The sequence below is a fragment of the Myxococcus sp. MH1 genome (genome assembly GCF_059738865.1).
In genome coordinates this window covers 2936067-2957289 of the sequence record NZ_AP026947.1, presented here as the reverse complement: position 1 = coordinate 2957289, position 21223 = coordinate 2936067, and the positions used below count along the sequence as shown (strand labels likewise).

Below are 21223 nucleotides of genomic sequence, written 5' to 3'. Positions count from 1 at the left end.
CCGTAGGAATGGACACGGAGGGCGCCTCGCCGCGCGACGACGCGGCAAGCACATCTGCGCCTCCTCCGCGGGCCCGTCGAGGACGCCCACCTCTCACCCTGGGGATGGTTGCGGAGAGCGCCTCGCCGCGCGAGGACGTGGCAAGCACACCCTCGACGCCTCCGAAGGCGCGACGCGGCCGTCCTCCTCGCACCGCGGCCACGTCGACGCACGTCCCCACGGTGACACCGGGCGCCGCGCACCTGGCCAGCATCCGCGCGCCGCTGCTCGCCTGGTACGACCGCAACAAGCGCGACCTGCCGTGGCGCCGCACCAAGGACCCGTACGCCATCTGGCTGAGCGAGGTCATGCTCCAGCAGACGCAGGTCTCCACCGTCATCCCCTACTGGGAGCGGTTCCTGAAGCGCTTCCCCACCGCGCTCGCGCTCGCCTCCGCTCCACTCGATGACGTGCTCGCCGGATGGAAGGGCCTGGGCTACTACACGCGCGCTCGCAACCTGCACCGCGCCGCGCAGGACATCGTCTCACGCTTCGGTGGCGCCCTGCCCTCCACCGCGGAGCAGTTGCTCTCGCTACCCGGCTTCGGCCGCTACACCGCGGGCGCCGTGGCCTCCATCGCCTTCGGTGAAGAAGCCCCCCTCGTCGACGGCAACGTCGCCCGCGTGCTCTCCCGGCTCTTCGAGGTCGAGGGCCTGCCCGGAGACCGCGAGCGCGAGGCCACGCTGTGGGAGCTCGCGGGCCTGCTCGTGAAGGGCGAGCGCCCCGGCGACTTCAACCAGTCCCTCATGGAGCACGGCGCCACCACCTGCCGCCCGGAGAACCCGCTCTGCCTGCTGTGCCCCGTGCGCGAGGGCTGTGTCGCCTTCAAGAAGGGCCGCGTCGCCGAGCTGCCTCCCGCCAAGGTGCGCGCCGCGCCGAAGAAGCTGACCCTGGCCCTGGCCGTGTGGGCCCACGCGGACACGCTGCTGTTCGCGCGCCGCGCGGACTCGGGCCTCTTCGGAGGGCTGTGGGAGCTCCCCGCCGCCGAGGTCGACGAGGACGCCACCGTGGAGGAGACCACGCTGCGCCTCACCGCCGCGCTCGGCACGGGCGTGAAGCTGGAGTCCCTCCTGGGCACGGTGAAGCGGCAGCTCACCCACCGCGACCTCACGCTGCGCCTGTACCGCGTGTCCGGCCCCAAGCGCCCCACCCACTCCGCCGCCTTCCAGGAGCTGCGCTGGTGCACACCCGCCGAGGCCGCGACGCTCGGCATGAGCACCGCGATGCAGCGCGCCCTGGACACCGTGGTGGGCACGCAAGCGGAGGGCCGCTGACTGCTCCGGTCGCCGCCCGGCTCGCCCGCGGCTGTCCTCCCGACGACACGCCCCGGGACGTCGTGTTGCTTCGACAACCCCCGCCAGGTCGGGTCGCTTTCGCGCGTCACGCACGCGACTCAAGCTTCGCGCGCCCTTTCACCGGAGGCGTCCCGATGGCTCGAAACAACGCTCCCAAGTCGACCCCGCACACGAAGCCCCAGCACGCGGAACACGCGCATGAGCCGCAGGGCGCTCACGCGCGCTCCGACATCTCCCACGAGCAGATTGCCCGGCGCGCCTACGAAATCTACATGGCCCGCGGAGGCAAGCCCGGCAACCACGAGCAGGACTGGCAACAAGCCGAGCGAGAGCTGAAGCTCGGCCGTCAGTAGCGGTCCGCCACCTGGGCCCGTGTCCACACCGGGCCCACGTCAGTGAGGCGGCGGCGAGTGCAGCACGGGGCGCTCGGCCTCGAGCGCGCCTCGCAACCTGCGCTGCGCCACCTTCAGCTCCGAGAGGATGCGCTCCGCGTCCTGCACCGAGCGCATCGCCAGGCCGCACGCCGGCGTCAGCAGCACCGTGGACACGGCCCGGGGGAACGAGAAGCCTCGCGGCAGCGCGGCCTTCAGCGAGGCCTCCACCGAGTCCGCCAGCTCCGTCACCTCGTACGTCGACGCGAGGTCCGTGGGGATGATGCCCAGGCTCAGCGTCGCGCCCGAGTGCAGGTAGCGCTCCAGCGCGTCCTTCTCCTCCAGCATCGCGTCGAGCGACAGCCGCACGTCCAACGACAACAGGTCCGCCTGCGCGTCCAGCAGCGCGCTCCAGTCCGTGTTGCCGCAGCAGTGCAGGCCCACCAGCGCGCCCTCCCGCTGGAGCGCGACAATCAGGAGCCGCAGCTCCTGCACCGCCAGCAGGTGCCGCGGATTGACGCGCTGGAACGCATACAGGCCCGGCTCGTCGAGGAAGAACAGGGGCGTGGTGCCCGCGCGCCGCAGCGCCTTCACCATGGCCAACGAGCGCGCCAGCACCAGCCGGTAGATGGCCTGGTCCAGCCCCGGCACCTCCAGCGCGGACAGCCCCGAGTCCGTCCTCGCCACCGAGCGCACCGTGAAGGGCCCGGCGAGCTGCGCCTTCGCGAAGGCCAGCTTGCGGTGCTCCACCTCCCACAGGAACGGCCGCCACGCACGGCACGCCTCAGGGGAAGGCTCGTACGCCTCCAGCGCCCCGGCCGCGAGCGCGGACTCCAGCTTCGCCTCGAACTGGGCGCGCCCCGCCTCCCAGGCCTGGAGGTCCACCGTGCACAGGCCCTCGTCGTCGAAGCGCAGCCCGGGAAGCCCCTCCAGCGCCGCGGGAATCATCAGCTCGGAGGGCTTGCCCACCGGCAGCTGCGGCAGGAAGGGGATGTCCATCGACAAGGCGACCTGGAGCCCCAGCTCCACCTGCGTGTGGGGCAGGCTCCCGATGCCCGTGGTGGCACAGGCGGGCAGCAACTGGACGGCTCGACGGATGTTCGGCGCGCTCATAGGCGCGGGAGTCTAACCGCTCCCCTTCCCCACGGCGCGCTTCGGTGGCCCCGGGCGGGTCCCCAGGGCCCCCGGGGGCCCGTGCGTCCGAATCAGGACACCGAGAAGTACGAGGCCTGGGGATGGTGGAAGACGATGGCGGAGACCGAGGCCTCGGGCTCCATCATGCAGCCGTCGGTGAGCTGCACCCCAATCTCCTCCGGCCGCAGCGCCTCGAAGAGCTTCGACTGGTCCTCCAGCCGGGGGCACGCGGGGTAGCCGAACGAGTAGCGCTTGCCCGCGTACTCCGCCCGGAAGCGCTCCAGCATCGTCATGTCCGGCTTGTCCGGGGTGCCCCACATGCTGCGCAGCTGCGTGTGGAGCAGCTCCGCGTAGCCCTCCGCCGTCTCCAGCGCGAGCGCCTGCACCGCGTGCATCTTCAGGAACTCGCCCCTGGCCTTGAGGCCCTCGGACAGCTCGCGGATGCCCGAGCCCGCCGTCACCACGAACATGGCCACGTTGTCGGAGGGCACGCCGCGCTCCAGCGGCCGCAGGTAGTCGGCCAGGCACAGGCCCCCGTCGCGGTCCTGCCGGGGGAAGTCGAAGCTCGCCGCCTCGCGGCCCGTCGTCCCGTCGAACAGCACCACGCGGTTGCCGTCGCTGCCCGCCTTGAAGAACTGGAACACCGCGCGCGCCTGCATGAGGCCGCCGCGCAGCATGCCCTTGAGCTCCTCCACCGCCTCCTTCAGCGCCAGCGCCTTGCGCCCCTCCTCCGTCTTCGCCAGCTCCGCCTCGGCCGGAGTCCCCAGCGCGCGCGACGACGTGCGCAGGCCCAGGTGCCGTCCGTACAGCATCACCGGGTTGATGAACTTCCAGATGTGGTCCAGCGGCGTGTTCGTCAGCACGTGCCGCTCGAAGTCCGGCGCGGGCGGCACCGTCTCCAGCACCCGAATCTCCGCGCTGCGCCCGCGCGCCACCACCGCCTCCGCGCGGGGACGCTCCTTGACCTCCTGGGCCAGCTTCACGCGGCGCTCGGCCAGCTCCCCGCGAAGCCGCTCGTGCGACGTCGGGTCGACGATCTGCTTGGCCAGGTCCAGGCCGCTCATCGCGTCCTGCGCGTAGGCGACGGTGCCGCCGCCGTACGCCGGGGCGATGTTGCGGTCCACGAAGTTGCGGCTGAGCGCGGCGCCGCCCACCAGGATGGGCACCTCCACGCCCGCACGCTTCAGGTCCTCCGCCGTGGCCACCATCTGGTGCGCGCTCTTCACGAGCAGGCCCGACAGCCCGAGGATGTCCGGCTGGTGCTCGCGCACCGCCTGCACCAGCTGCTCGGGCGGCACCTTGATGCCCAGGTTCACCACGTGGAAGCCGTTGTTGGCGAGGATGATCTCCACCAGGTTCTTGCCGATGTCGTGGACGTCGCCCTTCACCGTGGCCAGCACCACCTTGCCGCGCATGGCCGCCTTGGCGGAGCTCATGTGCGGCTCCAGGAAGCCCACCGCGGCCTTCATCGACTCGGCGCTCTGGAGCACCTCGGCGACGATGAGCTCGTTGGCGCCGAAGAGCCGGCCCACCTCGTCCATGCCCTTCATCAGCGGGCCGTTGATGATGTCCAGCGGCGCGTACTTCTTGAGCGCCTCCTCCAGGTCCGCGAACAGGCCGTCGCGCGAGCCCTCGATGATGTAGCGCTGCAGCCGCTCCTCCAGCGGCAGCGTGCTCACCGCCACCTTGACGGCCTTGCGCTCACGGAAGTGCGCGGCGAACGGCGTGACGGGGTCCGGTCCCCGGTTGTAGAGCAGGTCCTCCGCCAGCGTGCGCTCCTCCTCGGGCAGCGACGCGTAGCGCTCCAGCTTCTCCGAGTTGACCAGCGCCATGTCCAGGCCCGCCTGGACGCAGTGGTACAGGAACACGGAGTTGAGCACCTCGCGGCCCGCGGTGGGCAGGCCGAAGGACACGTTGGAGATGCCCAGCACCGTGCGGCACTGCGGGAAGCGCTGCTTGATGAGGCGCACGCCCTCCACCGTCTCCACGCCGCTGCCCGTGTACTGCGCGTCGCCGGAGGCACACGGGAAGACGAGCGGGTCGAAGTAGAGGTCCTCGGCGCGCATGCCGTACTTCTTCGTGAGCAGCTCGAACGAGCGCTCCGCCACGGCGAGCTTCCGCTCGCGCGTCACGGCCATGCCCACCTCGTCGATGCAGCCCACCACCAGCGCCGCGCCGAAGCGCCGCGCCAAGGGCACCACCTTCTCGAAGCGCTCCTCCCCGTCCTCCAGGTTGACGGAGTTGATGATGGCCTTGCCCTGGCTGTACGTCAGCGCCATCTCCAGGACGCGCTCGTCCGTGGAGTCGATCATCAAGGGCACGCGCACCTTCTTGACGACCACCTCCAGGAACTGGCGCATGTCCTCCAGCTCGTCGCGGTCCGGGTTGGCCAGGCAGATGTCGATGACCTGCGCGCCGCGCTTCACCTGGGCGCGCGCAATCTCCGACGCGTCCTCCACCTGCCCCGCGACGATGAGCTCCTTGAACTTCTTGCTGCCGATGACGTTGGTGCGCTCACCGACGATGACCGGGCGCACGTCGTCCGTCACCTCCAGGTAGTCCACGCCCGACAGCGTCGAGCGGGGCTTGGGCACCTTCGTGCGCGGCTTGAGGCCCTTCACCGCCTGGGACACCGCGCGGATGTGCGCCTCCGTGGTGCCGCAACAGCCGCCCACCACGTTGAGCCAGCCCTGCTCACAGAAGCGCGTGAGCGAGCGGGCGATCATGTCCGGCGTCTCCAGGTAGTGGCCGTTCTCGTCCGGCAGGCCCGCGTTGGGCACGCACGACACCGGGAACGGGCTCAGCTCCGACAGGGAGCGCAGGTGGTCCGTCATGAAGTCCGGACCCGTGGCGCAGTTGAGCCCCAGGTAGAGCAGCTCCCAGTGCTCCAGCGACGCCGCCAGGCTCTCCACGCTCTGGCCCGCGAGCATGGTGCCCATGGGCTCAATCGTGCCCGACACCGCCACCGGCAGCGCGTAGCCCAGCTTCTGGAACGCCCGGTCGATGCCCAGGAGCGCCGCCTTGATGTTGCGCGTGTCCTGGCACGTCTCCACCAGCAGGTAGTCGGAGCCGCCCAGCGCGAGCCCCTCCGCCTGCACGGCGAAGTTGTCCACCAGCTCCTCGAAGGTGATGCCGCCGGTGACGCTGATGGCCTTGGTGGTGGGGCCCACCGAGCCGGCCACCCAGCGGATGCGGCCGTCCTTCGCCTCGGCGGCCTCGGCGGCCTCGCGGGCGAGCCGGGCGGAGGCCTGGTTGATTTCGAGCGCCTTGTGGCCCAGGCCGAACTCGTTGAGCACCAGCGGCGTGCCGCCGAAGCTGTCCGTCTCCGTCACGTCCGCGCCCGCGGCGAAGTAGCGCGCGTGGATGTCGCGGATGAGCTCCGGCCGGGTGAGGACCAGGTTCTCGTTGCAGCCCTCGAACTCGGCGCCGCCGAAGTCCGCGGCCTTGAGGTCATGCTGTTGCAACAGCGTCCCCATGGCGCCATCCAGCACCAGCACGCGCTCACGCATGGCGGAGCGCAGGGCCTCCACGCGGCGGCCATGCTCTCCAGGAGGGGGAGGGAGGACGGTGGGCGTCGGGCTCGTCATGATGGCTTCACTCCTGTCAGCAGAAAGACTCGAAAGGGGCTGGCACCGTCGCGGGCGTGCGACTCGCGGGTGAGCTGCGCGAACCCCTGCTCGCGCAAGCTGGCCTCGAGCTGTGACGGCTCGAAGCCCAGGTGGCGGTGGCCCAGCCGGTCCACCACCCAGCGTTCGTCATGCGGCATCAGCTCCAGCACCACCAGCCGGCCGCCCGGCTTGAGCAGGCGCGCGGCCTCGGCCAGCACCGCCGCCGGCTCCTCCACGTGGTGCAGGCTCTGTGAAATCACCACCAGGTCCAGCTGGCCCGATTTCAACGACAGCCGGTGCAGGTCTTCGCAGAGGAAGCTCACGTTGGTGAGGCCCTCGCCCGCCGCGCGCTCCCGCGCCTGCTCCAGCGCGACGGCGTTCTGGTCGATGGCCCACACGTGCCGGGCCCACCGGCCCAGCGCCACGCTCAACACGCCCGTCCCACAGCCGAAGTCCGCGACGTCCAGCGGCGGCAGGAGCGACGCCAGCGCGCCCGCCCACAGGAACCACGACTGGCCCGGCTCCAGGAGCCGCTCGTTGAGGGCCTGCCGGTCCGCGCGGGCGCGCAGCAGGTCCTTGAGCCGCGCCGAGTCCCCCGCCGCGTCCTCCGCCTCGCGCGCCAGCCGGATGAGCGGCCAGCGGGAGTCCTCACCGCCCAGCGCCAGCGAGTAGTAGCTGAAGCCCGCCTGCCGCTCCTCGCGGATGAGCCCCAGCCCCTTGAGCTTGCCCAGGTGATGGGACACCGAGGACTGCGCCACCCCCACCAGCGACACCAGCTCCGTCACGTTCAGCGGAGCCTCCGACACCAGTCGGAGGATGCGCAGCCGCGTCGGGTCGCCGAGCGCCCGGAATGATTGGGACAGAGCTTCCATATCGCCGCATCAACATACGTCGATGCCGGACTGGAGGCCAGCGGACTTTCGACGCACCGCGTGCTTCCCGGCGGACAGTGGTAGATGTGGGACATGGCATCTCCCAACCTGCAGCAGTTGCTCGAGGGCAAGCGGTTCGGCCTGGTCCTCTCGGCGGGCTACTTCGGCTTCTACGGGCACGCTGGCTTCCTCAAGGGGCTGGCGAGCACGGGGCTCAAGCCCTCGGCCTACGCGGGTACGTCCGCGGGCGGCATGGTGGCGGCGTACGCGGCGGCGGGGATGCCGGTGCACGCGATTGAGGAGCTGGTGCTGCGCCAGACGCGCGCGAACTTCTGGGACCCGGACCCGATTGGCGCCGTGCTGAACGCGGACGCCGCGGGCCATGGGCTCACGGGCCTGCTCAAGGGCGAGCGCTTCCGGCGGCTGCTGGAGGACACGCTGGGCGCGCCGACGTTCGAGGACCTGCCGCATCCGCTGCTGCTGGTGGGCGCGAACCTCACGCTGGGCACGCACGACGTCTTCACCACGGGGGAGCTGGCGCCGCGCGTCCACGCCACCTGCGCCTATCCCGGCCTGTTCCGCGCGGTGCCGCTGGATGGGAACCTGTATTGGGACGGAGGCCTGGTGGACAAGGCGCCCGCGCTGTCGCTGCATGACAGCGCCGCCGGGAAGGACCTGGACGCCATCCTCGTGCACTTCCTGCCGAGCAAGACGCGCAAGGTGGTGGGTGGGCCCATGGCGTATGCGCAGGGACTGGCGGCGGGCTCCGCGGCGCTGCGGAGGGACCACTTCCGGCTCCAGCTGACCGTGCTGGAGGGACGCGGCATCCCCGTCTACGTCGTCGTGTCCAACCTGCCGCCCGTGACGCCCACGACAATGGAGCGCGGGTTCGATGCGCTGGACCAGGCGCGCCTGGCCGCCGCGGTGGCCTTGTCCCGTCCGCCCGTGCCCTTCGGGCAGGCGCAGTGGTGAGCTGAGGCTCCGCGCCCGGCCTCTCGACACGCGCGGCCTCGCCCATCGAGGTGCCGCGCCTCCGACGATGGGGGCACGTCACTTCTCGCCGGGCTTACCGTCCTCTTCGCGCTCGGACGACGGAAGGTCCCAGCGCTCCAGCAGTCGTCGCAACGTCGTGCGGTGCATCCCGAGTTCCCGAGCCGCCGCGCTCACGTTGCCCGAGTGCGTTCGCAGCGCGGCCTCGACCCGGGCGCGCTCCTCGCCCTCCAGCGTCTTCGCCTTCGCGGAGAGTTCGCGCGCCGCGGGGCCCGCCTCGCCGTCACCGAAGGCCGTCCCCGCGCCCGAGCCCAGGTGCACCGAGGAGACGCGTCGCGAGCCCTCCGCCAACGCCTTCTGGACGGCACCACGGACTTCGACGAGCAGCTCGCGCACGTTGCCCGGCCAGGGCCTGAGCAGACACGCCTCCAGCAAGGAGACGTGAGTTCCCATGTCGGGCTCGACACGGTGGACCTGCTCCTGGAGGAGCAACGTGAGTTCCTCCGGGCGCTCCCGCAGCGGAGGGAGCACCACCTCCGGTCTGCCGATGCGGAAGTACAGGTCCTCGCGCAGGCGCCCCTTCGCGACGAGCGCTCGCAGCGACTGATGACTCGCGGAGCAGACCCGCACGTCGACCTTGGCGGGCCTCGCGGCGCCGAGCGCGAGCACCTCCCCGGTCTCGAGCACGCGCAGCAGCTTCGCCTGGACCGCGAGGTCCAGCTCCACCACCTCGTCGAGGAACAGCGTGCCGCCGTCCGCGCTCTGCAGATAGCCCTGCGCGTCCGCCTCCGCGCCCGAGTACGCGCCGCGCCTGGCGCCGAACAACAGTCGCTCGGCGATCGCCTGGGGGATGGCCGCGCAGTTGACCGCGATGAAGGGCCCCGTGCTCCTGGGGCCCGACGAGTGGAAGGCCCGCGCGACGCCCTCCTTGCCCGTGCCGCTCTCACCGTGGAGGTGCAGGGAGGTGCCCAGCCGCGCTGTTCGCGACACCTCGTCCAACACGGCGCGGAAGGAAGGGCCTCGCAGGAAGCCGTCGATGCGCTCGACACCGAGTCGCTCCAGTGGACCGACGTCCGCGCTGGGGACGAACAGCGAGGTGCCCATGCGGATGACCCGCCGCGCTTCCCGGGGCGCGCCGACGGGCAGCCGCTCACCGTCCACGAAGGTGCCGTTCTGACTGCCCAGGTCCGTCACCCAGAAGCGCTGACCGTCGAAGCGGATGCGCGCGTGCCTGCGGGACATCCTCGGGTCCTCGGTCTCACCCAACGAGGGCGTGCCCCGTCCGACCTCCAGGCTCTCGCCTCTCAGCGGTAGCGCCACCGCCAGGGCGGCTCCCGCGCCGTACACCCCCACCAACCCCGGCGTCCGCGCGCGCGCAAAGTCCCCCGCCTCCAGGGAGCCCTCGCTCGGTCCGAGCGTCGACACGTCCCGCGCCATGCCTTCGTCCCTCTCCCAGGGCGCACCGCGTTGGCACAGCCCCTCGTGCCAACCACGCTAGCGCAAGTGTGTCAGCGCTGCTGATGGCACCGGGCTACCGCTCACGAGCACCCGTGGCACGAAGCTGGCTATGAAGTCGTCGAGGACAGGCCGCTCCGGGTCTGTCCTCGCCACCATCCATGAGGGGGAAGTCATCCGTGAAGGCATTCGTGCGAGTCCGTCCTGGCGTGTCACCGAAGCGGCCACTGTGGGCCGTGGGGCTTCACTGCGCGCTCCTGCTCCTGCTGGCGAGCGGCGCCAGTGGCTGCTGCAAGTACATGGGGCTCTCGTGCCCGTCGAGGGGTCCGAGCAAGGACGACACCCTGCCCCACAAGGACTGCGCGCGGGAGAACTGCGAGACGCCCCCGTACGAGGGACGGCTCGTCTCCGATGACTGCCCCTCCGGCCAGTGCGACCCTGAGAGCCCCAACGGCCTGGGCATCTACAACCTCGAGGGCCACAGCCACTGTCTGGCCATCTCCACCAAGGACCGCTACTGCCCGGAGACGTTCCTGAACACGGCGGACGGCATCGCGCTGCGCCTGCGTGACGCGAATGTCGGCGCGCAGGTCATCATGGCCGACGTCGTCGACGCCCGACTGCTCGACGAAGCGATGAGCGCCTCCGAGCCGGTGAAGGTGCTCGAGATTCAAGGCGGGACGGGACAGCTCCGCTTCAAGGGAGTCCACGTGGGCCGTTCCACGGAGCCCTTCGCCATCGAGGGCGGTGCGCTCCCCAGGCTCATCCTCGCGTTGAGCGTGAAGGACCCGTACGAGGTGCCCCGTCGCTACCAGGTGAGGTTCCGTCCCCTGCCCCACGCCTCGATGCCGCGCGGCGCGGTGCCCAAGTACGTGATGGAGTACCAGGAGGGCGAATGGAGGCCGAGCATGTCCTGGGTCAATCCCTGCTCGGGCGTGACGGACGTCCCGGCCCGGCCGGACGCCTCGATGGCCGTGCTGCCCGACTTCGCCGTCGACAGTCTCACCGCGGGCGTCAGCCACCAACCGAGGTCCGTCACCCTCGCCTGTGACAAGGGCGCCATCGCCACCTGCCTCGACTGGGGCTACACGCCCTGGGACAAGCAGGGACGACCCGACGCGAACCGCGCGTACCTCTACGCCTCCTGTCTGCAGGCGAAGCGCGCCGCGTACTTCGTCCGGTTCAACAACCTCAAGAGCTACACCGCCAACAACACGCTCATCCGCAGGCGCGACGAGTTCGCGGTCGGCCTGGAGCAGAGCAGCAACCTGGAGACCCTGCCCCGCCTGGAGGCCTTGTGGAGCCCGCGTGGCGCGGAGTGCATCATCCCGGAGAACTTCCGTCGCCCCGAGCTCGTCGACCCCAGGTGGGTCAGCCTGCTGCCCCGCTGCGAGCCCGTCCACTGGACGCAATGGGGCAAGCTCGCCACCGCGCCCGCGCGCTGACACGGGCCTGCGCATCGCGGCACCTGCGCGTGCCCGATGAGCTGGCCCCGTGGGTCTCGAGACGACTCCGTGGAGTAAGGCACAGCGTCCCGCGTGCTGAGGTCCTTGCTCGGAGCTCAGCACGCCCAGTTCGCGCAATGGCAGTGGCTCAACCCGGCGTGACGAGGTCCGCGCTCAGCGCAACGGCGACGGCTCAGCGTCCCGCGTGATGCGGTCCGCGCTCGGACGTGAGCACGCCCAGCTCCCGCAGCGACTGGGCATATTCCTCGCGGAGGAAGACATCGAGCGCCAAGGCCCGCTCCAACGACGCGCGGGCCTGCGCTCTCAGCGGTTCGCGCTCCGCCGAGGTCGCGCCCTGTGAGCGCGCGAGCAAGAGGGCGCCTCGAACCGCATGAGCAGCCGCGAGCCGGGGATTGAGCCCGAGCGCCAGATCGGCCTGCGCCAGCCCTTCGGTGAGGAGCGATGACGTCTGTGCCTCCGACGCCATCCACCAGCTCGCGCGCGCCAGCTCCAGGTGGGCCTCGTCGTAGGGATAGAGCTTCACGGCCCGTCGAGCCTCATCGAGCGCCTCGCCCACCCATCGCCGCGCCGAGCGTCCGCGCAGGCGCTCCCACGAGGCCCGAGTCAGCGACAACCGCGCTCCCAGGACACGGCAGTCCGCGCACGAGGCGTCTCCCGGATAGGGCACGGTGAGGGCTCGCCGCGCGGACTCCAGTGAAGCGGTGGGGTCCACCCCCGAGCGCACCGCGTGCTCCGCCGCGAGCAGGTGCACCGACGCGCCCAGGAAGTGCGTCCTTCCCGCCGTGGGGTTGAGTTCGAGCGAGCGCGCGACATGCGCCAGCGCCCCCGCGAGCAAGGTCCCCGGCTCGCCGCCCGTGCGCGACACATGGCGCGCCTGGGTCAGCTCCGCGAGCCCCAACTGCGTGAGCACCGGCGCATACCGCGCATCCAGCGCGAGCGCCCGTGCCCCCGCGGAGCGAGCCTGCTCGACATCCGCCGAGGGGTCCCTCCCGAGGGAGAGCTCATACTGCGCCAGCGCGTTGTGCACCTCCGTGAGGTTGGCGTGCGCGAAGAGGTACTTCGGGTCCACACGCGCGGCCTCTCGCAGGTGACGCGCGGCCTCGGCGAACGCGGCGCTCGGGTCCTGGCCATGCTCTCGCAACCACGTCCCTCGCCACCGATGCACGAGGGCCAGGTCATTGAGCGCCCACGGGTAGCGGGGTTGCAGTCGCAGCGCCTTCTCGAACCACGCGACGGCCTCGTCGTAGGCGGGACGCGGGTCCTTGCCCTCGCGCGCATCCTGGAGCCCTCGCATGAAGTGGCTGTAGCCCAGCGTGTCGTGGGCCTGGACGTTCGCGGGGTCCAACGCCACGGCGCGCGCGGCGGTGGTGGTCCAATCGGACAGCACGGCCTTCGGGTCCATGTCGCGCTCCTGGAAGTTCACCAACCGGTACCAGTTCATCAGCACCCAGGCCCGCTTCGTGTGCACCGAGGAGCGTCCGGGCGCGGCCTTCACGGCCCGCTCGCTCGCGACCAGCGCCTGCTCCAATGAGGCCCGACGCGAGCGTCCCTGTCGCTTGTCCAGCTCCGACTGCTGCAGCCAGACCTCGGCCAGCGCCTCGTATCCACGGGCGTCACTGCGTCCCAGGTCCGTGGCGGCCTCGTAGCGACGGGCGGCCTCTTGAAGCCCCGTGCGCGCCGCGTCGTAGGCCCCACGCTCCAGCTCACGCATCGCCCGAGCCAGCGTCACCTCGCCCGCGAGCAGCCGCGCCTCCAGGCTCCACGGTGACTCATCGACCGCACGCGCCACCGTGTCCGCCGCCGTCTCCAGCGAGCCCCGGTAGTACGCGATGAGCCCCTCCAGATACGTCCCCGACTCCACCTCCCGACTGCGCTCCAGCGACTGCAACGCAGGAGCCAGATAGCGCGCCTCCAGCGAGCGCTGACGCTCCGCCACCCACGCCGCGTCGCCACTGCGTCGAGCCACCTCGAGTTCCTGGTGGTACAGCCCACCGAGCACCCGCCCCAGCGCATGATGCAGCTCGGGGGACTCGAGCCCCTTGGCACGCGCGGCTTCCAGTGCCTCGCGCGCGGGCTCCAGCTCGTTCATCGCCAGGTGTCCCAACCCCAGCGCCTGCAGCACGAGCACCTCACCCGAGGTCCCCAGCCCATGAGGCAGCGAGGCGATGCGGCGCATGTGCTCGCGGACCAGCGCCTCCTCCCGCCCCGTGTCGTGCAGCGGCGCCAGGTGCGCGGCGCGAAGAATCCACTCGAGGTCCTTCACCTGCTGCCCGAGCTGCTGCGCCAGCAAGGCACGTGCTCCCGAGCGTTGCTCGACGGCCCGCGCCTCCCACCACGAGTGCACGCCGAGCACGGACACCCCCCCGATGCACACGAGGGACACCGCGCTGACGGTGACGAGCGCGCGCTGCGTCCTCCACCGTCGCGCGAGCCTCGCCCACGGCCCCGGCCGTCGTCCGAGGATGGGCTCGCCATCGAGGAAGCGCCCCAGGTCCTCCGCCAGCGCGCGCGCCGAGCCATAACGGGCCGCGGGCTCCTTGCTCAGGCACTTGAGGAGCACCGTCTCCAGGTCCACGGGCAGGTCCGGCACCAGCGCTCGCGGCGCACGGACGTCCTCGTGGAGGACCTGGTGCAGCACGCTCGCCGCGGACACGCCATGAAACGGCGCGACCCCACAGAGCACCTCGTAGAGCGTCGCGCCCAGGCCGTAGACATCCGAGCGTCGATCCAACGCCCGAACATCTCCCCGAGCCTGCTCCGGCGCCATGTACGCCGGAGTCCCCAGCACCGCGCCGGACTGCGTGAGCCCGCGCTCCAGCCCCGTCTCCTGCGCCAGGCCGAAGTCCATCACCACCGGCAACCAGCGCCCCTCTTCACTCCGCTGCACCAGGATGTTGGAGGGCTTGAGGTCGCGGTGGATGACGCCCAGTCGATGCGCCTCGTGGATGGCCAGGGCCACGTCCCGAAGCACCTGGACCTTGTCCTCCAACGACATGTCCACGGCCGCCACATCCAAAGTGCGCCCGGAGACCCACTGCATCGCGATGAAGTCGCGGCCCGCGACCTGCCCCACCTCGTACACCTTGCAGACGTTGGGATGGTCGATGCGCGCCTGCGCCCGGGCCTCCTGGACCAAACGCATCGCGCGCGCGGGAGACGTCCCCTTCACGAACTTGAGCGCCACGTCGCGGCCCAGGCGCGTATCCCTCGCGCGGTAGACCACGCCCATTCCACCCTGCCCGAGCAGCGTCAGGTCCGTGAAGCGCTCCCAGGCCTCGGGCGGCCCCACGTCCTCCCAGGGCGCCCCCGGAGCGACGCTGTCTTCCTGGGTGGAGAGCCCCCTGGGCACGCCGGCCCCCTCCCGGCGGTCATCCGCGTCCGACATGCCCGCGACTCTAGCGCGCCCGCTTCTCCACGGTGAGCCCCTGGCACGGAGCCCACGTGCCACCCGTGCCAACCCAGCGTGTCACCGCACGGCGACTCGAGGCCCATCGCCGAGCGACCTCCTCGGAGAAGCCCGTGCAAGCACGCGGGCACGAGCGGTGCACAAGGCCCCCACGCGACACGCCGGGCAACCCACGTGTCACCGCACCGCGAGCGGTGCGTCCCACCGATATCCGAAAGGCACCCCGTGAAGACTCACGTCACCGTCGCTTCCCTCTCCCTCATGTTCGGCCTCGTCGGCTGCGGCCCCGAGGTGGAGGTGGACTCCACGCAGGCCCCCACCACGCAGGAGCCCGTCAGCGCGCCCGCGACCGAGGAGCTCGACACCGCGACCCAGGCCATCAACCCCGGCTGCAGGGACCCACAGGTCTACTGGCCCTACGGCGTCATCAACTCCAACGGGACGGTCAACAACGGCTGGGCGGGCAACCTCATCCAGAGCTCGGAAGACCGCGTGTTCTTCTCGTACAGCGGCGCGGGGGTGGCCCCCTCCAACGTCGTGCGCATCACCCTCACCGCCGCCGCGAACATCACCTGGTGGAAGGGCATCGAGGTCTTCCGCCCGGACGGCTCGCGCCACCCCAGCGTGCTCGAGACGCACAACTCCGGCCGCGGTCCCTACACGATGGACATCGTCGTCAACAACACCGACTCGCCGAACCTGTGGGCCATCAAGTTCCTCAAGGGCAAGCTGTTCGGCATCCACACCGGCATGTACTGCCTGGAGGACCTGTCGGCCTGGCGCGGCCGCAACCTGTACTTCACGTGGACCTATGACGCGTCCTGAGCCCTGACGTCGGGCGTGCTTCGTCGGGCCCCCGCACACGAGGCCCGACGGAGCGCGGCGGCTCAGCGTCCGCCGTAGCGGCGGTGGTCCACCATGAGGCAGCGGTCCTGCACCACCTGGATGCCCGCCTCCGCGAGCTTGCGCGCCGCCGCGTCGTTGCGGATGCCGGACTGGAACCACACCGCCTTCGGCTTCTTGGCGATGATGTCGTCCACGTGCGCGTCGATGTCCTGGGGCCTGCGGAACACGTCCACCAGGTCCACCTCGCCCGGCACGTCCGCGAGCTTGCGGAACACGGGCTTGCCGAGGATGTGCGTCACGTCCGGGTAGTAGACGGGCACGGGCACCACCTCCACGCCCGCGCGCGCCAGGTAGTCCGGCACGTAGAAGGCCGGCTGCCCCGACTGCTGCTCCGTCTTGATGCCCAGCACCGCCACGCGCCTGGCACCCTTCACCACGCGCTCCACACCCGCTTCGTCCTCGACGAGGTTGTCTTCCCAGCTCATGGCGTCTCCTCCTGAAGGGCCTGCGCTCGCGACTGCATCGTCACCGTCCACGCCGCCGGGCCCACCCGGGCCTTCACCGTGAGCTCGCGGCTCACCGGCACGAAGCGCCCGTAGGCCACCACCTGCTCGCCCTCGCACGTCACGCCCGCCGTCAGCTCCGGGCGCCCCGCCGCCACCCACGCGTCCGTCAGCTCCCGCGGCGCGTCCTCCGGCACCGAGTCCAGGCACTTGAGGCTCAGCACCACCGCGTCGCCGTACTCCGTGTCCCGCGTCCCCTGCAGCGTGCGCTCCAGCACATACGCCACCTGCGTGTCGCCCATGGGCAGCGTGTCCACCGCCCACGTGCGTTGACCCTCCGACAGATGCCGCTGGAACAGGCCGCCGAACTTCGCCTCCCACTCGCGCCGCGTGCGCGCCTCCAGGGCCTCCGGCGCCAGGAAGCGCTCCAGCGCCTTCGCGTCCGCGCCCGCGGGCACCGACTGCCGCAAGGCCTCGCTCGCGGACTCCGGTGACACCAGCTTCACGAACGCGCCGTCCGCCGCCAGCTGCAGCCGGAGCGCGAAGCGCAGCAGCACGTCATCCACCCAGCCCTCCACCGCCACGCCCGCGCGCGTGCGCCGCGCCCGCGTCACGGACTGGGTCAGCAGCCAGCCGCCCTCGGAGGTGGCGAAGCGGGACTCGGTGGTCAGCTCCGCCTCCTCACGCAGCACCTGTCCGTCCTGCTCCACCGCGCGGCTGGCCTGCTGGGATTCGGTGAGCACGCGCCCCACGGGCGGCTGGAAACCCAGGCGCACCCGAGGCGTCACCGAGGGGACGGGCACCCTCAAGGGCGGCGGCTTCCGACAACCGGACGAGAGCAACAGCACGAGACAGCTCAGCAGGAGACCTGGACGCATTCGCCCGCGAACGCTGGCAGAAACGGCCAGCGCCCGCGAGCGCTTCTTCCCAGGGATGTCGCCCCTCAGGGGTGACGCGAGCTGCCGTCGGGCGCGTTCTCCACCAGGTCCCGACCGATGTTGCGCCGGTCCCTGTTCGCGCCGTCGTCGTCCTGCAGCCCGCCCCGGGCGAACCGCCGCGCGGCCTCCGCCAGGTCCCGCATCACGTCCTCGCGCGACGCGTACTCCGTGCGAGGCAGGCACTTGAGGACGTTGATGACGTTGACGGGGGCCTCGCTGTCCTCGGCGGCCTCGACCAGGTCATCCCTCGTCGTGGGGTAGTCCACCGAGTCCAGGTGGGGGGTGATGGAGAGCCCGGGGTCTTCCGCGGTTCCGAATGCCATCTGCCGCTGCCTTTCTGCCCGGCCAGCCCGGTCCGGACGTGAGTCACTTGAGTCCCAGGAACCTGGGGACGAAACCCACGCCGGACCACCCGGCCGTCCCCCTCCCCTCCCCTGGGCAGCCAGGGGGCCAGCCGCCCCGGCAGCTCCCGAGGTAGAGTCCCGCCGCCGCCCTGTCTCCGCCGGAGCCCCACCCCATGCCCGCCGCCTCCCTGCTGCTCGCCTGGCTCACCGTCGCCAGTCCGCCTCCCCAAGCGCCCGCTGCCCCTCCCAAGAGCGTCTATGCGCTCGAGGACGACGCCTTCGTGGCCCAGGCCCAGGAGGACCTGCGCCAGCTGGAGCGCTACGCCCAGGGCCTCAGGCGGCTGTCGGAGGAGGTGAAGACGTCGCGCGCGCTGTATCTGCAGAAGCAGAGCGAGCCGTATACGCCGGACCAGAAGCAGCGCCTGCTCACCACGTGGGCCGCCTTCTTCGACTACTTCGTCTCCACCGAGGTCATCCGTCAGCGCTACTGGGACTTCGTGAAGGAGCCCTTGCTCACCCAGCCGAAGAAGCACGCCTGGGGCTTCCTGCTCACCCACGGCGCGCTCACCACGGAGCTGGCCCACGGCCTGACGTTCGCGGAGCTCACCGGAGGCCGCAAGCAGCTGGAGGTGCTCCTGGACGAGCCCGCCCCCGAGTACGGCCTGCCCGCGCGCGCCTTCGCCCGCTTCAAGGAGAAGGTCATCCACGTGGGCACCACCACCCAGCTGCTCACCGGGGACGGCTACAAGCAGCAGCTGCGGCCCCTGCTGGTGAAGGCCGGCGCGCTGGATGCGCCGCGCGTCCCGTGGGTGATGCAGGAGATGAAGCTCAACAGCGAGGTGGCCAAGGGGCTGCTCATCAAGCGCGGCCCCGTGCTCTTCGCCAAGGCCGCCACGGACCTCACCCAGGACAGCGCCCAGCGCGCCTTCTTCCCCGTGCAGCGCGCGGTGGCCGAGTGGATGGGCGACACGCGCGTGCACCGCTCCGGCCAGCCGCTCATCTCCCGCGCGCAGGTGCAGGCGTTGCTCGAGCGCATGGAGCCCGGTGACATCCTGGTGGCCCGTCAGAACTGGTACCTCTCCAACATCGGCCTGCCGGGCTTCTGGCCGCACGCGGAGCTGTACGTGGGCACCCAGCAGGAGCTGGCCGCCTACTTCGACGAGGACAAGGACGTGAAGGCCTGGCTCGCGACGCTCGAGGGCAAGCCCCAGAGCTTCACCGGCCACCTGGCCACGGCCTTCCCCACGAAGTGGGCCGCGTACAACCAGACCGACACGCATGGGGATGCCCTGCGCATCATCGAGTCCATCAGCGAGGGCGTCAGCTTCACCGGCCCCGAGCACGGCATGCGCGTGGACTACCTGGGAGTCATGCGCCCCCGGCTGACGCGCGTGGACAAGGCGCGCGCAATCCTCCGGGCCTTCGGCTACCAGGGCCGCCCCTACGACTTCGACTTCGACTTCTTCTCCGACCAGACGCTGGTGTGCACGGAGCTGGTGTGGAAGTCCTACGCACCCTCGAAGGAGCTGCGGGGGCTCTCCATCCCCCTGGTCGACGTCGTCGGCCGGCGCACCCTGCCCGCCAACGAGCTGGTCCGCCTGTTCGACGCCGAGTTCGGCCGGGAGGACCGCCAGCTGGACTTCGTCGCCTTCCTGGACGGCCGGGAGGGCGAGGGGCTCGCGAAAGAGGCGGACGCGGCGGCTTTCCGTTACAGCTACCGCCGCGCCAAGTGGGACATCGCCCAGGAGTAGACACGCAATGAAGGAAGACGTGGCCCAGGACATGCTGGAGCTGTCCGCCCAGCTCTTCGAGCGGATGATTTCCCAACAGCAGGCGAAGGTGTTGCGGCTGGCCCGCGAGGCCGTCCCCAACATCACCCCCGAGGAGCTCCGCAATCCCCACGACTTTCCCCAACTCAAGGAACACCCGACTTTCGAGTTCGAGGACGGAATCCTGGCGGGGTTGATTTCGGCCCAGATGGGGCTGCGCGCCGAAATCAAGGGGAGGCTGCCCTATGCGCCGCCCACCTTCTGACGCTCGGCCGCCTGCCTTTGCTGTCGGGCTCGTCGTGGGTTAGTGGTTGCCGCCGTGAGCATGACCACAGGATTCAGCCCGCCGCTGGCCCGGGAACGGTTGGTGTCGGCGCTGGCCGCGGAGCCTCCCCGCCTGGACCTGGCGGCGCTGGCGATTGCCACACTGGACAGGCCGGAGCTGGACGCGCCGGCGTGTCTGCACATGCTGGACGTGCTCGCCTGTCGGGTGCAGGTGGAGGCGGAGCGGCTCCACGACAAGGGCGAGGCGCTGGCCCCGCTGCGGGCGCTGCGTCACGTGCTGTCGGACATCGAGGGCTTCCGGGGCAACGAGGACAACTACCACTCGCCGGAGAACAGCTTCCTGGACCAGGTGCTGGAGCGGAAGCTGGGCCTGCCGATAACGCTGTCGGTGGTGTACCTGGAGGTGGCGCGGCGGGCGGGAATCCCGCTGTACGGGGTGCCCTTCCCCGGCCACTTCCTGGTGGCGCACGACGCGGGGGACCACAAGCTGGTGATGGACCCGTTCCACCAGGGGGACATCCTCACGGAGCACGGCTGCGAGGAGCTGCTCAAGCGCGTGGCCCCGCAGCTCAAGTTCGACCGGTCCATGCTGGCGCCCGCACCGGTGGAGCTGATTGCGTACCGGATGCTGTCGAACCTGCGGCGGGTGTACCTGGGCCGCGAGGACCGCGAGCGCGGGCTGGCGGTGGTGGACCTGTTGTTGCTCCTGGCGCCGGACCATCCGGGGGAGCTGCGCACGCGCGCGGCGCTGCTGGCGAACCTGGGCGCGTACCGGGCGGCGCTGCGCGACGTGGAGCGCTGCCTGGAGCTGTCCCCCGAGGCGCCGGACCGTGAGCGGCTGGAGCTGACGGCGCAGGAGCTGCGCGAGCGCGCGGCCCTGCTCAACTGATTCCGAAGGGGCCCGACGCTGTCGCGGGCCCCGCAAGCGAGTGCCCATGTCCCGGACGGTGAAGCCCTGGCTGCGACTGCGCCAGGGAATGGAGCATGACTACCAGGTGCTGACGGTGCGCGAGGACCAGTGGGCGGACCCTCGCACGCACCTGGAGCACCCCCGGGTGCGGGTGGACTGCGCGGACTGGGTGAACGTCATCGCGGTGACGCCGGCCGACGAGCTGGTGCTGGTGCGGCAGTTCCGCTTCGGCACGGGCGCGGACACGCTGGAGGTGCCCGGCGGCATGGTGGACGAGGGCGAGGACCCCGCCGTCGCCGCCGCGCGCGAGCTGGAGGAGGAGACCGGGTACGTGGCGGGCCGTGTGATTCCGCTCGGCTGGGTGCACCCGAATCCCGCGCTGCAGGACAACCGGTGCTTCAGCTTCCTGGCGCTGGATTGCGTGAAGGTGCATGCGGGGCAGCAGGACGAGGGCGAGGACATCGCGGTGGAGCTGCACCCGCGCGCGGATGCGCCCAGGCTCATCCTGGAGGGTCGCATCACCCACTCGCTGGTGGTGGGGGCGTTCTTCCTGGAGCGGCTCCGCGCGGAGGCGAAGACGCCGTAGGGCTCATCGACGCTCGCAGCCGCAGCCGCAGGCGTCGAAGAACGGCGTCTCCCCGGGGGCGCAGACGAAGAGCATGTGGCGGCAGTCCGTCGGGTCCTTGGAGAGGGAGCGCCGGTCCGCGCTCGCGCCGCAGCGCGCGTGGGACTCCTCGGCCACCAGTGTCCGAGGCATCTCCGAGGAGCCCTCGCCCGCGCTGCAGCCGACGCCGAACACGGCCGCGAGCAGGGCCAGGGCGGAGCGGGTCGTCCTGTCGTTCAGCACCCTTCCAACCTCCTCCCTGGCCGAGGACACCCTCGGGCGTACATGGCCCACTCAACATGGGAGTCCCCTCCGACAAGGGGGAGCCCCGAAGGGCACGGGTTCAGGGTGTGACGTGTGGGGGCGCACAGTCGCGACGTCCCGCAGC

At 71.0% G+C, this 21223-nt stretch carries 18 protein-coding genes; 9 read left to right on the top strand and 9 right to left on the bottom strand.

Going from position 1 to position 21223, the window contains the following annotated elements; genetic code table 11:
• Positions 1-104 precede the first annotated feature (104 nt).
• Both mutY and AC6JA9_RS12075 read left to right on the top strand, forming a co-directional pair.
• Positions 105-1313 (top strand): A/G-specific adenine glycosylase, encoded by a 1209-nt coding sequence (gene mutY, locus AC6JA9_RS12080; protein WP_497959720.1) that lies wholly within the window; start codon positions 105-107, stop codon positions 1311-1313.
• Between the two features lie 155 nt (positions 1314-1468).
• Entirely contained in the window at positions 1469-1687 is a 219-nt protein-coding gene (locus tag AC6JA9_RS12075; RefSeq protein WP_223750584.1) for a DUF2934 domain-containing protein, read from the top strand.
• A gap of 39 nt (positions 1688-1726) precedes the next feature.
• Here AC6JA9_RS12075 and AC6JA9_RS12070 read toward each other — a convergent pair whose 3' ends face one another.
• From AC6JA9_RS12070 to AC6JA9_RS12060, 3 genes are all read right to left on the bottom strand, one after another.
• Entirely contained in the window at positions 1727-2818 is a 1092-nt protein-coding gene (locus AC6JA9_RS12070; RefSeq protein ID WP_223750583.1) for a uroporphyrinogen decarboxylase/cobalamine-independent methonine synthase family protein, read from the bottom strand.
• 92 nt (positions 2819-2910) lie between these two features.
• Positions 2911-6426 carry a methionine synthase gene (gene metH / locus AC6JA9_RS12065; RefSeq protein ID WP_473569583.1) on the bottom strand — a complete coding sequence of 1172 codons (3516 nt, stop codon included), beginning with the start codon at positions 6424-6426 and terminating at the stop codon, positions 2911-2913.
• A complete protein-coding gene (locus AC6JA9_RS12060; RefSeq protein ID WP_141331342.1) occupies positions 6423-7319 on the bottom strand; it encodes an ArsR/SmtB family transcription factor in 897 nt (298 codons plus the stop codon). Before AC6JA9_RS12060 ends, metH begins: the two co-directional genes overlap by 4 nt.
• 93 nt (positions 7320-7412) lie before the next feature.
• On the opposite strand from AC6JA9_RS12060, the gene AC6JA9_RS12055 reads away from it, so the two are divergent.
• On the top strand, positions 7413-8291 hold the full coding sequence (locus AC6JA9_RS12055) for a patatin-like phospholipase family protein (RefSeq protein WP_082165584.1): 879 nt from the start codon (positions 7413-7415) through the stop codon (positions 8289-8291).
• Between the two features lie 78 nt (positions 8292-8369).
• Here AC6JA9_RS12055 and AC6JA9_RS12050 read toward each other — a convergent pair whose 3' ends face one another.
• On the bottom strand, positions 8370-9746 hold the full coding sequence (locus AC6JA9_RS12050) for an FHA and sigma-54 interaction domain-containing protein (protein WP_497959717.1): 1377 nt from the start codon (positions 9744-9746) through the stop codon (positions 8370-8372).
• 209 nt (positions 9747-9955) lie between these two features.
• On the opposite strand from AC6JA9_RS12050, the gene AC6JA9_RS12045 reads away from it, so the two are divergent.
• Complete coding sequence (locus tag AC6JA9_RS12045; protein WP_497959715.1) at positions 9956-11209, top strand: ADYC domain-containing protein; 1254 nt, start codon at positions 9956-9958, stop codon at positions 11207-11209.
• 193 nt (positions 11210-11402) lie between these two features.
• Here AC6JA9_RS12045 and AC6JA9_RS12040 read toward each other — a convergent pair whose 3' ends face one another.
• Entirely contained in the window at positions 11403-14615 is a 3213-nt protein-coding gene (locus AC6JA9_RS12040) for a protein kinase domain-containing protein (protein WP_497959713.1), read from the bottom strand.
• Positions 14616-14861: 246 nt separating this feature from the next.
• On the opposite strand from AC6JA9_RS12040, the gene AC6JA9_RS12035 reads away from it, so the two are divergent.
• Positions 14862-15461 (top strand): hypothetical protein, encoded by a 600-nt coding sequence (locus AC6JA9_RS12035; protein WP_223750578.1) that lies wholly within the window; start codon positions 14862-14864, stop codon positions 15459-15461.
• 62 nt (positions 15462-15523) lie between these two features.
• Here AC6JA9_RS12035 and AC6JA9_RS12030 read toward each other — a convergent pair whose 3' ends face one another.
• The 3 genes from AC6JA9_RS12030 to AC6JA9_RS12020 all read right to left on the bottom strand — a co-directional run bounded on the left by AC6JA9_RS12030 (position 15524) and on the right by AC6JA9_RS12020 (position 17246).
• Positions 15524-15967 (bottom strand): CoA-binding protein, encoded by a 444-nt coding sequence (locus AC6JA9_RS12030; protein WP_141331334.1) that lies wholly within the window; start codon positions 15965-15967, stop codon positions 15524-15526.
• A complete protein-coding gene (locus AC6JA9_RS12025) occupies positions 15964-16863 on the bottom strand; it encodes a hypothetical protein (RefSeq protein ID WP_497959711.1) in 900 nt (299 codons plus the stop codon). The genes AC6JA9_RS12030 and AC6JA9_RS12025 overlap by 4 nt, the downstream gene beginning before the upstream one ends.
• A 65-nt stretch (positions 16864-16928) precedes the next feature.
• Positions 16929-17246: a DUF2795 domain-containing protein gene (locus AC6JA9_RS12020; protein WP_223750576.1), complete on the bottom strand. Its 318-nt coding sequence runs from the start codon at positions 17244-17246 to the stop codon at positions 16929-16931.
• Positions 17247-17440: 194 nt separating this feature from the next.
• On the opposite strand from AC6JA9_RS12020, the gene AC6JA9_RS12015 reads away from it, so the two are divergent.
• Genes AC6JA9_RS12015 through AC6JA9_RS12000 form a run of 4 tightly spaced genes read left to right on the top strand, consistent with a single transcriptional unit; the run spans position 17441 to position 20817 of the window.
• Positions 17441-19018 (top strand): YiiX/YebB-like N1pC/P60 family cysteine hydrolase, encoded by a 1578-nt coding sequence (locus AC6JA9_RS12015; protein WP_223750575.1) that lies wholly within the window; start codon positions 17441-17443, stop codon positions 19016-19018.
• Between the two features lie 7 nt (positions 19019-19025).
• Positions 19026-19301 (top strand): hypothetical protein, encoded by a 276-nt coding sequence (locus AC6JA9_RS12010; protein WP_046712155.1) that lies wholly within the window; start codon positions 19026-19028, stop codon positions 19299-19301.
• 60 nt (positions 19302-19361) lie between these two features.
• Positions 19362-20210, top strand: coding sequence for a SirB1 family protein (locus tag AC6JA9_RS12005; protein ID WP_223750574.1), 849 nt, complete (start codon positions 19362-19364; stop codon positions 20208-20210).
• Between the two features lie 46 nt (positions 20211-20256).
• The gene (locus tag AC6JA9_RS12000; RefSeq protein WP_223784964.1) at positions 20257-20817 is read left to right on the top strand and encodes an NUDIX hydrolase; all 561 of its coding nucleotides are present in this window, start codon (positions 20257-20259) and stop codon (positions 20815-20817) included.
• Positions 20818-20820: 3 nt separating this feature from the next.
• On the opposite strand, the gene AC6JA9_RS11995 is transcribed toward AC6JA9_RS12000, so the two are convergent.
• Complete coding sequence (locus tag AC6JA9_RS11995) at positions 20821-21078, bottom strand: hypothetical protein (protein ID WP_223750572.1); 258 nt, start codon at positions 21076-21078, stop codon at positions 20821-20823.
• Positions 21079-21223 lie beyond the last annotated feature (145 nt).